The organism is Nitrospira sp. Nam74 (genome assembly GCF_965152615.1).
In genome coordinates this window covers 619,338-632,729 of record NZ_OZ224220.1, presented here as the reverse complement: position 1 = coordinate 632,729, position 13,392 = coordinate 619,338, and the positions used below count along the sequence as shown (strand labels likewise).

11 protein-coding genes are annotated in these 13,392 nt (G+C 51.9%); 4 read left to right on the top strand and 7 right to left on the bottom strand.

What is annotated here, in order from left to right; all coding sequences use genetic code 11:
- Positions 1-938: 938 nt before the first annotated feature.
- Positions 939-1,484 carry a recombinase family protein gene (locus tag ACWHYZ_RS03095; RefSeq protein WP_447985827.1) on the bottom strand — a complete coding sequence of 182 codons (546 nt, stop codon included), beginning with the start codon at positions 1,482-1,484 and terminating at the stop codon, positions 939-941.
- Between the two features lie 915 nt (positions 1,485-2,399).
- Between ACWHYZ_RS03095 and ACWHYZ_RS03090 the strand changes: the two genes are divergently transcribed.
- Together ACWHYZ_RS03090 and ACWHYZ_RS03085 are read left to right on the top strand one after the other, a co-directional pair.
- Positions 2,400-2,831: a hypothetical protein gene (locus ACWHYZ_RS03090; RefSeq protein ID WP_447985826.1), complete on the top strand. Its 432-nt coding sequence runs from the start codon at positions 2,400-2,402 to the stop codon at positions 2,829-2,831.
- A 918-nt stretch (positions 2,832-3,749) separates the two neighbouring features.
- Positions 3,750-4,085, top strand: coding sequence for a type II toxin-antitoxin system VapC family toxin (locus tag ACWHYZ_RS03085; RefSeq protein WP_447985825.1), 336 nt, complete (start codon positions 3,750-3,752; stop codon positions 4,083-4,085).
- 257 nt (positions 4,086-4,342) lie between these two features.
- Here the strand turns inward: ACWHYZ_RS03085 and ACWHYZ_RS03080 are convergent, their stop codons facing one another.
- The 3 genes from ACWHYZ_RS03080 to ACWHYZ_RS03070 all read right to left on the bottom strand — a co-directional run bounded on the left by ACWHYZ_RS03080 (position 4,343) and on the right by ACWHYZ_RS03070 (position 8,395).
- Complete coding sequence (locus ACWHYZ_RS03080; RefSeq protein ID WP_447985824.1) at positions 4,343-5,086, bottom strand: recombinase family protein; 744 nt, start codon at positions 5,084-5,086, stop codon at positions 4,343-4,345.
- A 1,472-nt stretch (positions 5,087-6,558) separates the two neighbouring features.
- A complete protein-coding gene (locus ACWHYZ_RS03075) occupies positions 6,559-6,882 on the bottom strand; it encodes a recombinase family protein (protein WP_447985823.1) in 324 nt (107 codons plus the stop codon).
- A 1,357-nt stretch (positions 6,883-8,239) separates the two neighbouring features.
- The gene (locus tag ACWHYZ_RS03070) at positions 8,240-8,395 is read right to left on the bottom strand and encodes a hypothetical protein (RefSeq protein WP_447985822.1); all 156 of its coding nucleotides are present in this window, start codon (positions 8,393-8,395) and stop codon (positions 8,240-8,242) included.
- Positions 8,396-9,298: 903 nt separating this feature from the next.
- On the opposite strand from ACWHYZ_RS03070, the gene ACWHYZ_RS03065 reads away from it, so the two are divergent.
- Entirely contained in the window at positions 9,299-9,433 is a 135-nt protein-coding gene (locus tag ACWHYZ_RS03065; protein WP_447985821.1) for a hypothetical protein, read from the top strand.
- A gap of 444 nt (positions 9,434-9,877) precedes the next feature.
- On the top strand, positions 9,878-10,099 hold the full coding sequence (locus tag ACWHYZ_RS03060; protein WP_447985820.1) for a hypothetical protein: 222 nt from the start codon (positions 9,878-9,880) through the stop codon (positions 10,097-10,099).
- A gap of 199 nt (positions 10,100-10,298) precedes the next feature.
- Here the strand turns inward: ACWHYZ_RS03060 and ACWHYZ_RS03055 are convergent, their stop codons facing one another.
- The 3 genes from ACWHYZ_RS03055 to ACWHYZ_RS03045 all read right to left on the bottom strand — a co-directional run bounded on the left by ACWHYZ_RS03055 (position 10,299) and on the right by ACWHYZ_RS03045 (position 12,808).
- Positions 10,299-10,649: a GNAT family N-acetyltransferase gene (locus ACWHYZ_RS03055; RefSeq protein ID WP_447985819.1), complete on the bottom strand. Its 351-nt coding sequence runs from the start codon at positions 10,647-10,649 to the stop codon at positions 10,299-10,301.
- A gap of 171 nt (positions 10,650-10,820) precedes the next feature.
- Positions 10,821-11,111, bottom strand: coding sequence for a type II toxin-antitoxin system TacA family antitoxin (locus ACWHYZ_RS03050; protein WP_447985818.1), 291 nt, complete (start codon positions 11,109-11,111; stop codon positions 10,821-10,823).
- Positions 11,112-11,695: 584 nt separating this feature from the next.
- A complete protein-coding gene (locus ACWHYZ_RS03045) occupies positions 11,696-12,808 on the bottom strand; it encodes a DUF1207 domain-containing protein (protein WP_447985817.1) in 1,113 nt (370 codons plus the stop codon).
- Positions 12,809-13,392: the final 584 nt, after the last annotated feature.

Sequence of the window (13,392 nt, the reverse complement as noted above, 5' to 3'; positions counted from 1 at the left end):
CTCCTGATGATTCGACACAAATCGCTGCAAACAAAGCACGAACGCAGAGAGCCACAGGGGTTTTGCAGAGGACACTTCAGCGGTAGGGCCCGCTGTCGCTTTACCATTGAGAGACCGTTTCTTGGCCATTGCTTCGAACACCCTAACTGTTGGGCAAACATTGCACGCGAGGGTACGGTTTCACCCGCTGCACGCGAAGGTGCCGCTATCCGTCGGCGTTTGCCCATGGAGAGAGTTCGAACCGAGACATTTTGCTCACTCACTTCAACCAACCACGTGTGCCACCCGGCCCTCACGATCAGTCTCGTACCACCAGGGCTGTCTAGCCGAAAAAGGATCTTGTAGCTTGCGATTAAGGAACACAATCCTCGGTTCATGTCAGTAACTCATCCTTTGTAACCTACAGGTTTTTATTTCAAGCAATGATCCAATTGCAAACGGCGCGGCGGCGGGTTTTGGTTAATCCTGTGGATGTGTTGCATCTGCAATATCAATTACGCCGTTTGCATCCGGACAGTTAACAGCACCTCCTTGCTGTTTAGTTGAGTTGCTGCCGCCATACCCGCGACCTCTCTAACAGGTGTATCGGTGGATTCGGCGCTGCCTTAAGGGCAAACGAAAGTACATCTCTCGTCCCCCATGGGGCGAAGGTACGCATACGGTGAGAGGCAGGAGCGAGCGTGGCGAGATGGATTACTTCCGAATGTGAGAAGGAAAGAACGGTTAAGGGGCCGTCATGCGTAACGACGTGGAGCACAATTTTGAGATCCTCGCTGAACAAACACAACCCTGTATTCATGTGAATATCCCTTCCTTTCTTGCTTACGCCGTCGTCGAATAATGTCTGATCAGTGCCTGACGGCTTATCCCAGACGTGTCGCCGCCAATGTAGGGATGGACTACACCTGCCCGTCGACATCCGACCCTACACACCTACGTCAGGCTTCAACACTCCCGCTCGAGCGCCCATAGTGTCGTCGTCGCTGCTGGTCTCGCTTCCATCGGAACTGAGCCTTCCCCCACGTTTCTTCATCGACAATACGTAATGAATCGTCTTCCCAAATCAGCCAGTCTTTCGGAGGCGCGTCGGTCTTGATCTTGACCCCGGTCACGGGATTTCTCTCATACCGAAAGCGATTGTAAACAGCTCGGCCGTGGTAGATAGGGTTGCATATAATGCGACGCACGCGGCCCTCAGTAATCGGACACGTCACAAAGTCTTTACTAATAAGAGCCGCAATCCCAGCGAAGGAGTGCTCGGTGACATAGAGATGAAAAATCCGTTGGACGATTATCGCCTTTTCAGCGTTGACCGTGATTTGATACCGAACCTTGCGAGGCTGGCCTTTTCGGATGGAGGCCGAACCCGGATACTTCACAGCGCGTGATATATAGCCCAACGGCACCTGTCCTATGGAAAAGCCTGCCAGAAACTGCAACTTCATCCCCTCTTTGATTTGTTTCCGTCTTTCGTCTTCGTCCATTGTTCCTCCTGCATGAAGAAATGTGATTCCTTGTGAATACCCCTCACTAGGTATTATCGGTCGCCGATACGAATCAAACAGTGGGGACGAACTTTGTATTTCTTTCACCCGAGTTCCTGAAGGTTCTCGCGGTGCCAAGGGACAGACCAAGACGAAAGTTACACGTCATTTGCGAGGAGCCAACCACCACATAGGCCAGTGAATCGCCGTTCATATGCCTGGCTGGCAAGACCAATGCTCCTCCATCCAGTGCAGGACTTAGCGCGAACAGCAGTAGTGATTTCACCATGGTCGCATCGCGCCATGTTGATTTTTGCCTGAAAGGCAACTCCCATCACAGGTGGCTTGGCCACTAACGTCACTGCACCACTGCATCGGTAGATGGCCCTGTCGCACACAGTCATAAGAGCCGGAGCCGTCAGTGGCACGCCTAGTTCCACAAGACGGAGTGCAGCTGAGTCGACGAGGTACGTGTTAGGCGCCGTGAGTCTGAATTAGGGCCATGCAGGGAGAACACCCGGGGCAGGCACAAACAACCAAGCGACGCCACTGAAAGCGGACTCCACGCAGGTTTCGTCTTTTCCTCCAGATCGGGCACCATGAATACATCTCCTGGAAACAGTCGCATGGATAATGCGACCATCATCGATGAAAAGATGTGGACACGGGCTCAACAGCGGTCTAGTGAGTGAGATGACGATATAAAAAACGTGTGCGCGGTTCTGCAGCAACTTGTGAAGCATGAACGGATCAATTTCACCTTCCATGTTTCGAAAATGCCAAGGTATCGAAGGTCTCAACCGAAAGAGTTAGTCATCATGTCACCTCTTTACTTTCCATTTGTGTTGCTAGCGCGTATCGCGCTCCTGCCTCTACAATGGGGGTGTCGGCCACTTTTCGTATCCTTAAGGCCCAATGAGCAGACGTTTTTGGCTCTGCAGAGATGGAGAAGCGCAGCTGTCGTTCGGCTCCACGGGATCAGGCCGTTTGGTGTACGCAAAACCCTTTGGCTCCGCCCCCAAGGCCATCCTCGGTGGGTACATGGATTTCTCGTATACGAACACATTTCACAAAGCCAGCATCGATAACGGGTATAGCAATATCACCGGCGGGGGGATTCACAGTAGCTACGACCAGCAGCGTTTTCGTGCCATTTATCTATGCAGATATTACGGAGCTTGTCAGCAGCTTCTCTTGAGCCTGCCTCATATCCAACTGCCGAAGTTATTCGCCATCGTCCACTCCTTTTATTTGGCACACCAGATGTTGCCGTTCACGATCCGTGATGAGTCCTCCTGCCGCTCAAGCGATTGTTCCCTCATTGCAGAGAATACCACTAGCTACTGAATCGAGTACTCATGCCCTCATCTTGAGCGTGCTGTGCGTGCAGGAACAAACATTCACCTGCAGTTTTTGAAAACGCCAAGACATTGAGGGTGTTTGCCGAAGGATCATTTGCAGGTGTGATTGGATGCCCCGTCTTGTTGCGGACCACCTTCCTCCTTTTTGTGGAGGCTGATACCTTGCTCCCGCCGCCATGCGTTGAGCGCCTCAACCTGACATTCGACGCAACCTCTGTTTTCATTCCAGATGGTCCAATGGTATACCGCAAACTTCATATGTCACCTCATCCTTCCTGTTTCGGTCTAACGATGCGTCGTTACAGTCGACAGCTGCATCATCTGCAACGCGGTCTGTCTAATTACGGTTGTCGGAGGGTTCCCGTAAAACTTAAGGGCCACAGACCATGGAGTTCACACGCTAAAGAGTAGACACACTTTATCCCCCAGCTTGATGGAGCGGTTGGCAGCCAGCCTGTTACCTGCCGGAACAAACTTCATCGCGTAAATTTGGGTCAAAGATCCATGACGGTGGCATGTGTCGAGACGGCTGAAGACCACTACTGGTGCGCAGTGTTCATTGAACGGAGCCATGGTGTGTCCTAGGCGAACTTCGCAACCGGGGCAAGAAAGATATCTAAACGGCTATTCAAATAGTATTGCCGTGGTCCATGCGGCCTCTAGAGAGAATGAGGCTTGATTCACTATGCACAGATGATAGATATTCATTCATAGTGAACGGCACTTAACATCGACGACCCTCTTGTCAAACGTGCGCACAATTCACCGGCGTTCACGAAAAGACGCAGTTCGTGCGCTTAGGACTTGAGGCCCTCATTTCACGCGAAGCCGCCAAACGGCTCGCTCGGCTTGGAGGCGGTGAACCCCATCTCAAAGATGTCCGCCGTCGCCGGTCCTCCTAATCATGCCCACACTGGTCGATACGTCCGTATGGATTCATCATTTTCGTACCGACTCGCCTGCGCTTCGCCACTTGCTGGAGGAGGATCTGGTTGTGTGTCACCCGCTCGTCATTGGGGAATTAGCCTGTGGTAACATCAAACATCGATCTGAAGTTCTTGAGTCCCTGACCGTACTGCCTGCCACGCCCATCGTAGAGTACGAGGAGCTTCTGACATTCATTGAAGCCCATAAACTTTTTGGACAGGGGTTGGGATGGACTGGGGTCCATCTCCTCGCCTCGACACTTCTTCAGCAAGGGACACTGTGGAAGACACGCTGCCAGAAAACTGCGCTGTAGCTTTGAATCGTCAAAGTAATTCACTGCAGGGCTCAAGCTCGTCTGGTACATGATTATTGGTCGCCAAGTGAAGTGGCCACTTTCATTGATAAGGGATGGCTACATGGGTGAGTATTGAACTAGGGAAGGGTCCGCGCCTCGAGGAGGCGCAAACAACGTGGCCGACGAACGACTCACTAGTAAGTGTAGAGCTGCCGCTTGCGTGCAGCTCTACAGCCAGGCCACCTAAACTTCCAACTCTATTGCCTAATCCGTTGTCATTTCTCAGTTGCCGAGCGAGGGCGTGGACGTTTTCCCCATTGGCTTTTCATTTGAGCCACTCGCTGTTGGACCCGCTTCCAGGTCGTGCGATTGACCTCGATAGGTCGCTGAAGCCGATAGTGGACACGGTGTGGTTGGCGGCTCAGCACTCGACGAAGGCTCGTGTTGGACATCCATACAGATGAGTATTGATGAAGTTCTTCTCGAATCACACTGATTGCCTGTCCAGCGGCAAAGCATGCAAGGATCCAGTTCTTTTTACTGTGACGATTATTGTTAAAGTAATTGTCTCGCTTCAATCGTTCCAGCGTCTTGCGCCACGTTTCGTCGCTCACGATACGTAACGATTCATCCTGTAGCACCTGCCATTCGCATGGCGGTGCAACCGTTGTCTTTTTTGTGCGCTTTCGCGTGTGCGTCTTGTTACAGCAATGGTATATCCGCAATCCCCCGTACAATTCATTCATGAGAATACTGCGAATCCGACAATGTGGCATGTGGTAGCGAGGAAACTGCATGCGTATATAATTTACGATGGATTTAAGGGATGCTCCCGACGCGAAAAGCTTAAAAATGGATTGCACGACAACTGCCTCGGGCAGATAGATTATGAGACGATATCCAAGCATTTGAGCTAGCCCTCTGGGATCCCAGACGCGGTTCAGATCTTCCAAACCTCGTGACTTGTAGCCAAACACTTTCACCCCGCTCGGAAAGCCCATATCTAATACGTCTCGCACTCTGCATCGGTTACACTCGCCTATCTGAGGTTGGATTGAAACAACATTTGAGTAACGAAAGTCGCTCAAAAAGTTATTCATGTTAATCCCTATACCTTTCCCGTTCAGCACGATTAATAGTTCGTTCCAGCCATCGCTAGAGCGCGGAGCGTGTTGCCTTCAATCGTGTGCTCCCAATTCATGGTAACGGCCGTTGGTCCAAAAACTTAAGGGGCTCTCCTGTGGCGTATTGAGATCTCTTAGCGAGGTAAACTTCTACTGGTGGATTAAGAATGCTATATGTTCAAGAGATGGAACGGACTAGTCCGTGCAGGTCGAAGTCTGTTCATCGATGATGCGCAGAAGTGATTCTGTGGGTGTGGGATTTGAATGGATCTTCGATGGTGTGTGATTCATGTAGAAACGAACTTCCGAGCTTCGGCAGGCGGCAAAACAACGTAGTGATATATTCAATGGGTCGCCTCCGTTGTCCGCCCGCTCCTCGCCTCTAGTCATCCGCCTTCGTGATTTACTCGTCGCACCGTGCCTTGGCATCGTCTGCCGGTGAATGTGTTCCTGCCCTCACTCTCGGTTCCGAGCACGCCTCCATGTTGCAGGATCGATAATACGCAAGAATTTGTCATTCCGAACGAGCCGCTGCTCCGGTGCTGACAGATTTTTAATTCTCGGCCCGGTAATTGCTCCGTCCTGATAGTGAATCAAGCGGTGCGCGATCCGATAGCGTTGTAATTTGCAGCGGTATAATTTTTTGCGGAGAATTCCTCGAATTGAAGGACTTTCCATGCGACCAGGATGACATGACGGTTGCACCTTCTTGCAAATTGATGTGATGGAGGAGTCTGGGGTATATAAGAGAAATATCCACTTTACGAGGGCGGTCTCATTAGGTCGGATGACAATCCTGCATCCCAGTATCACAGACGAACCTCTGCGGTTCTGTGGAGCTTTTGCATCCCTTACCGCCTCTGAGGTATACCGAAAGGGCTTTGGGCCAATGCTTAATGCTCTCATAAATTGGTAGAAGCCCCGTCTTCTCCATTCGCCCAAGAAGGCACCGTACCTCTTCCGCGTAAAATTGTAGGCACGAATCAGCCATTGAGTGAAATCTGCCATTGTCCGCACCCCTTTTATCTGGCACGCCGTAGTTGCTAGTGACAGTTAACATCTTGTGTCTCGGTAACCTATTTCACTTAATCAGGTATTCACTATCCTACTCTTAAGCTGCTACCTATGTGGGCATTCAATCTCACCGTCCATGTTTGAAAATGCCAAGGCATCGAGGGTCTCGACCTAAGTATGCTTTGCAGCTGAGAGTGTGCTGTTGCCATGATGCTCACTATGGGTCAGTAGACTGTTTGGCCTGTGCCGATGATCACCACGAACGCCCGGGGCAGGCACAAACAACCCAACGTCGCCACTTCGCTGGGTTGTTCGCCCGTCCGGACATTGGAACAATCTGGAGTCTCTATTCATCACTCTTCGTGTTGAGCTTTGCCGCCGCGCGATATTAGATCGGTCATGCGCACGAGCCAATCCTCCGGAGATGACGCCGTTTTAATCCTCAACCCTGTAATGGGATCGCGCCGATACTTAGTTCGGTGCCGGATAATCCGTCCGCGGTAAAATTGCCGACGCAGAATCCTTCGGATTGTCGCATTGTCTATGTGACAAGACGGGCATGACGCACGGATCTCATTGCGAATGGACGTGATGCCCAATCCACGCCGATACAGGTAGAAAACGCGCTTTACAATACTCGCGTGCTCCGCCGATACGTAGGACGTAAAGTTTGTCATGATGATCCCTCTTTCTGTGACAGTTGCTGCTACCCCTGTCTCTAATGGGGGTATCGGCTGACTTTGATATCACTTGAGGGCTAACGAAAAGACACCTCTCATCCCCCATCAACTAAGTAGGCAGAGCATCGGAAGCATGAGAAGTCCCGCTAGGCTGTTGCATGTGAAGAGTACCTTTGTTGAGGACTCACACGGGCTCCTGTTGCGTTGCGTACATATCAGTCCGAGCCCTATCGGGGTTGCGACTGACGCGCACCATCCAGTCATCATCCCAGTGAAAAATTACACGGCTCGTTGTGTTCATTTCCGGCTCTTACGTTGTGCATCCATGTCATCGCAAGGGAAGACGTTTATATTGAGACCAAGTGTATTTTAGGACGAGGGGGTGACTGGCTCGGCGCAATTGCCGGCCAGACACAGAAACTCGTGGGGGACTAACGAAGATAGATGCTGAAGTGGGCACACCGATCACAGGTGGGAGCATACGGGCAGTAGGGCACACATATGCAAATTACGGGGCTGATCCTGCCGTGTAGAGCATGGAGTCATGCTGTGAGCGTTTTAAGGTCCAGAGATGGAGAAACGAAACGGTTTCCGGAGTGCGCGCCTCGTGGAGGCGCAAACTGACGACCCTTGAACCTTAGGAGCACGTTTATGGCAGCGCGTCTCAAGGACTGATCGAGGGCCCCACCGCCAAGCCACCTAAACGACTAGCCTTATTCTCATTAGCGTTCATCGTTTCTAAGTTGACGAGCGAGGGCGTGGACATTTTCCCCATTGCCTTCTGGTTTGGGGCAATCGGCGTTGGATCTGCTTCGAGCCCATGTGATCAACCTTCACAGGGCGCTGACGCCGATAACCGACAATGTGTGGTTCGTGGCTCAGCATTCGACGAAGGGGCGTGTTCGACATCCAAAGAGACACGTACTTGCGGACTTTCTCTTCAATCACATTTTCACTGTTGCGGCGTTCTTTCCAGTAATATTCTCGCTGCAATCGCTCCCACGGCTTCAGCCACAATTTCTTCCTTATGGTACGTAACGACTGTCGCAGGTGCCATTCGCATTGCGGTGCAACGGTTCTCTTTTTGGGGTGCTTTGGGTGCATCTCAGAGTAGAAGCCACGTAGTACCAGCAATTCGACATACAATTCATTCGTCAGAATGCGGCGCATTCGAGAACTTGGCATGTGGTAAAGAGAAAACTGGCTCCGGATGCATTGTTGACACTGGCCTGTCTCACCTTGAATCGAAGTAACGTTTGACTCAGAGGAGTCGTTGAAGAAGCTATTCATGTTAACCCCTATACCTTTCACCTCAGCACAATTGAACGTCTCCGCGTTAATTCTCGATGTGGTTCTATTTCAGGAAAGCTATACCGACCCATGTGAATTTATAGGATTCCCGCTCCAACTGCTCCTGAGTCTTTCCCCCATTTTCTTCACTGATGATCGGTAAAGACTCGTCGTGTCGCGTCAGCCATTTCAACTGCGGGGCAAGTACCTCGAAGATCATCGTCGCACTTCCTCGTATTGTGCATGACACATCTTGATTGGCCCGAGCCGCTGCCAAATCTCGTGTTCTTGGCGATGCCTCCTTCTACTAATGGTTGTCGGAGGGTTCTCCTAGAACTTAAGGGCTCAAGACGATGGAATTTGATGCTGATGAGGAGACGCACTTGAGGAGCGAATTTTGTCAGCTGCAGATCCCCATAATGCTAGTAGCTGCGCAACATATTAGTCACAGGAGTTCTGCGCTGCAAAGTGGTGTGCAATAGCAATGTAGGCCTCAATTGCCAAGCGGCATGGTACTTTCAGCTTGCTGGGTAATGGCTTCGGTTCAGCTTCGCACGAGGACGCAAGCCCTCGATGAGACATGTAGTTTGGCGAGCCTGCTTGCGCGTTGCATGACCATCACGCCATACCCAAACGATAGCCGTGCCGATAAGTTATATTAAAGGAGTGTGCTTCGAATGACTGAAACTTCAAAGATGAACGGCAGTGTAGCCAGCCTTTGCATGGCACAGCCGTTGCGACATACTGGGAGTATCTCGGACAGAACTAATATGACACCGTCCGACAGGACAGCTCAAAGTTTTACGGTTTAGGGGAAAGCCTAGAGATGGCTTGTCCCATTTGAAGTTGAAGTCCGCGCAATGTTTCTGCCAAACATGGGTGATGAACCGTTCGAGCAAGGCCATAGTCTGGATTACTCTCCATTAACTGAGTTAATGCGTTCTGCGTCATTAAGGCGATGCGTTGCCTGAGGCCTTCCTCCAGGCCTTCTCGTACCAATGCGTTGAGACTTTTCATGGAATCGAAAGTATTGGGACAACGGTCGCTCTTTACCCGAATCAACAGTCTCCAAGCGCACGTTTTGCTGTCTACACTCTAGGCGTGCTTTCATTGCGAGGAAAACATGGAATCAGCGGTCCTTGGTTTAATGGCGGTGGTCTTTGCGCTAGGGATGTGGTGGAAACTCAATCGCGATGAGAAACGGGAAAAAATGAAAAAGGTGCCTCCTAACCAGTCTCAGCCAAAACACCCTGAATAGGTATTCCTCAAAGCGCAACCTCATAGAAATCGGAACGTTGATGGAGAAAGGCAGTTAGCGCTTGATTCCTTCCATGAGGCTAACCAGAAGAGCCAAGGCATCTTTCGCCCTCTCGAGATGTTCGCCCCGCATGCTCCCGGACCATAGATCACAGCGCCTGGCGGAGGCACAAACAACTGAGTGACGCCACCGAAACAAAGCGCTCCCTTCGTTGTTCGCCGTTCTCGCCCCGCGAACAGTCTATAGCTTTTGTTACCACCCTAGGTCATGGGCTCGCGCCCCCGCCGGTGTCGCCGCCGATGATATAGCGTGTTTCCGTACTCTTCTTTCCTCCCCATACTCATCATCAGGTTCACGCGGCAATTTCATCACGCTCACGATCTCGAACGCCAGGCCGGCGAGGCGTATCTACAGGCCGTGGTACACGAGTAGGCGGATATCGAGTTGCGGCAGAAAGCGATCGACTCGCTCAACGATGAGATCGCGAAGAAGACCGATATCGTGGCAATGCACGAGGGAACGATGCAGTGGTTGCAAAGTCAACACCCGAAACAGGAAGAGGTTCACAAACCGGTTGAAGAGCAGACGGCCCCAGATCCTGCCCTTATCGCTGCTGCTCAGCGTATTGCTGGTGGGCGTGTTCGCGTCGCGAGCGAGTGGCGATAAGCCCCCAACCGATCAACAAGTTCCTCTCGTCGTGATGGATAGGGAGCCTTATCACCTCCTGACCGATGAGCTGACTCATTGGCACAAGGTAGGTGATGAATGTCAACTCGCGCATTCACCGTAATCTGCGACGCGTCCGGAAATACGTCACCGATGCGCCGATCACGGAACTCTGTGTTAGGCCTGGCGAATTTTGAATCTACTTTCCTTTTTTCTTACCAAGCATCTTTTTGGCTTCGGCAACGCTTATCATGACTGTCAGCGGATCCACAGGCGATGAAATAAAGCCGTGGCCTTCATAGAATCGTTTTGCGGTTTCTGAAATGGCATGAACCAGTATGGCCCGGATGCCAGCGATGTCGGCTGCCTGGGCCGTACGTAGGACCGCATCCCGCAGCAGGCCTGACCCGATGCCCCGCCGCTGGTACTCCTTATCGACCGCCAGGCGGGCTATAATCATGACCGGGACAGGATTAGGCATGTTCCGCTTGATCCTTCCCGGAGCCTGCGCATGCGTCACTGCGCCGTTGGCGAGCGTGTAAATAACCAACTACCCTCTTATCCGCGCATATGACATATGTGCGCGACGATCCCCTTGCCTCGTTTTGCAGGGCACGGCGGCGCAACCAGTCATCAAGTGCTCGTTCTCCGGAATTGAAGCCGGACGGGTCATGCTCCGCTGAAAGTTTCTCAGGTGGGCTTATCTCATGAGGCCGATCACTCATTCGTCCCAGGGTGCCCTTGTCTGCAGGAGCCGCCGGATTTTAGGATTGCTTGTCGGGGGCTTATCAAGCATAGCCGTAAAACGCCTGAACGCATCCGCCGGCAGGTCGAAGTAGCGCCGGTCGAGTAGTACTGTTTCAGCTTCCCGGCATGCCGATTCGAGCATGAAATCCGACCGGCTCCGCCCGAGCGCTTCCGCCGCCCGGTCGATCAGCACCTTTTGCTTGTGGCTGGCACGCAGGTTAATGGTTTCTCCACGCCCCGCCTCTTTGGTTTCCGTACTGGCCATAAGCCCTCCCTCCTTTTGTATACAAGCAATATACATTATTGATTGTGCGCACATTGTAAATACATGCTTTTTGCGGCCTTGCGCCGTATCCGGCACTGAGCTCCGTATGTGAGCCTTCCCTTTTCATTAGGGTAGGACCCACTTTCCGATTTCCACAAGACCTTGTGCGCCAAAGGTCTTTCGCTTGCTGAGTGGTCAGGCCGGTAGAGTTGAAACATTTCAAGGATGTCCTTTGTATCGAATGATTGACGTAGACAAAACTGATGGTGAACCGTCGCGATGGGATGCCGCCTATGAGCCACGAACTTGTTCATACTGTCCGATGATCACTAATGCCCGGGGGAGGCGTAAACTGTAGACTCATGGCCTATGCTGGGGTCAGATAGAAGGGGACTCTGACTCCCCGATCGAACACTTTCATACTATTGTGGCGTTCAAGACGGAGGTGTTCGGTGTAGGTCAGAAATAGACGTTGACGCCAACGCCAAACGTTTCGATACGCCTGGTAGGAATGGCCGTTGGCGGGCATCCTGCAATACTTTAGGAGAGGCTGCGGCTTACCGTCGCAAATCTTTCAAACTGGATCAGAAATAAACGTGCACTCCAACACCGATTGTTTCAATCCGTTGTGTATAAAACTGACCATTTGGTGAGTATCCGTTGTAATACTCCAGGAGGAACTGTAGCTTCCGGTCGCAAATCCTCAGGTTTTCAAATTGAAGGCCTGCCCTCAACGACACGTTCGTATTCCACTGGTCTTGCCGGGGCATATCAGTGGGTTGTTGGTATGTTTGAAAATCTGCATAGGCTACAGGTCTGATTCCCTTCACTATCGTCCTAGGGCTCTGAACTTCAATACCGTATTGCGTCCTGAATGGGGCGAGATCTCCAGGATCACGACGAACGAGGAGTCCAACACCACCATAGAGCCGAACGACGTCCAAGAAATCGTACGATAGTTTGGCATCTACCATCTCATAGCTCACGTTCACACGACGAACTCTCGTACTCAGCAGGAACTCGTCACCGAGGTGCGAGCTCTGGTGGTGATAGCGCAGAAAAGCCGACCAGTCTCCTGCGCGATAGCTTGTCATGATACTGACCATATAATCAGCATTAGTCAGCTTTTTTCTATCAGATCCGATATCAAAAAGACTGAAGACACCGGCTTGGACGCCGGCTTCCCACTGGCCGAATGGTGCCCTGTTACGGTAGATCGAGAACGTTTCCCCGAAATCGCCTGCAAAGGCTGTATTTAGGCCACCTTCACCGGGACTCTGATAGGACCTCACCGAGGCCGCGAAATGGGGCCATCGCGGATCGGCGTGCAACGGGTCGAATAGCTGGCCTCGGGGAAACCACTGAGCACCGTTGCCGGCGAGAGATACAGCGCCGGCAGCCAATTCATGTTCAGCCGGACGAATCATGTCCCTACGCGATAACACGTCCACTCGTTGAACGCCTGGAATCTTGCTGAGAGCAACGATCACCCGGTCCCGTTCAGCGCCACGAATATGATCCGCAACAACAGTAACGATCCCATCCTGGACGGTCAGAGACCCCATGGTCAGATGGAATTCCTGTTCGAGTACGGCTGAGGCATAACCCGCTATGTAGCGATCGTCCGAACTGCCTGCTTGGGCAAGGAGTGGAAGGAAGGTGATGATGAAGATGACAAGGAACAAGAGTAAACGCACGCCTCGTCGTCGCGCGCAACTCCTACATTCTCGTGCAACCACTTGAGCGGATGAATGATGACGTTGGTGATTGATACGCGTAAGCCCTTTGCTCTTGCTCCGTACACGGTTCCGGCATAGCGCCCTCGAAAGACAGCAACATAACGACGGCTTTGGACGTCGAATGTTCCATCGGCCGGGAAGAATAACTACCTAGGTACAACGCAATGGAAATGCCAAGGACCGGCGTGACGAGGAAGATGAGGAACTCAAGAGAAATGAAGTTGATAAAACGGAAGAATTCTTTTCCGGCCGCGGTCAACGCCAGGAGGGCATACTATTTAATGAATGCCGTCGTTAACTTTTCCGGCGGATGTGATATCGCCAAACGTGTTTGCCCAAGTAGTACCTAGGACAATGGTGTAGGTGAAAAGACGTGTATTTATAATGGTGGGCGCCATACAGGCATCGCTCGTGGTCATCGTACTGTCGGTGCCGTCGTATATCGTCTGACAGCGGCTGAAGAAGTCCTGGTCGCGCAATCCCAGCCTGAACGTCAATTTTTCCGTCAGCCGTCGATCCGAGCGCAAACGCTATCTAATCGC

Bases quoted from the DNA above. Each gene is read 5' to 3' on its own strand.
- ACWHYZ_RS03095 (WP_447985827.1), bottom strand. From the start codon at position 1,484: ATGGACGAAGACGAAAGACGGAAACAAATCAAAGAGGGGATGAAGTTG.
- ACWHYZ_RS03090 (WP_447985826.1), top strand. From the start codon at position 2,400: ATGAGCAGACGTTTTTGGCTCTGCAGAGATGGAGAAGCGCAGCTGTCG.
- ACWHYZ_RS03085 (WP_447985825.1), top strand. From the start codon at position 3,750: ATGCCCACACTGGTCGATACGTCCGTATGGATTCATCATTTTCGTACC.
- ACWHYZ_RS03075 (WP_447985823.1), bottom strand. From the start codon at position 6,882: ATGACAAACTTTACGTCCTACGTATCGGCGGAGCACGCGAGTATTGTA.
- ACWHYZ_RS03070 (WP_447985822.1), bottom strand. From the start codon at position 8,395: ATGATCTTCGAGGTACTTGCCCCGCAGTTGAAATGGCTGACGCGACAC.
- ACWHYZ_RS03065 (WP_447985821.1), top strand. From the start codon at position 9,299: ATGGAATCAGCGGTCCTTGGTTTAATGGCGGTGGTCTTTGCGCTAGGG.
- ACWHYZ_RS03050 (WP_447985818.1), bottom strand. From the start codon at position 11,111: ATGGCCAGTACGGAAACCAAAGAGGCGGGGCGTGGAGAAACCATTAAC.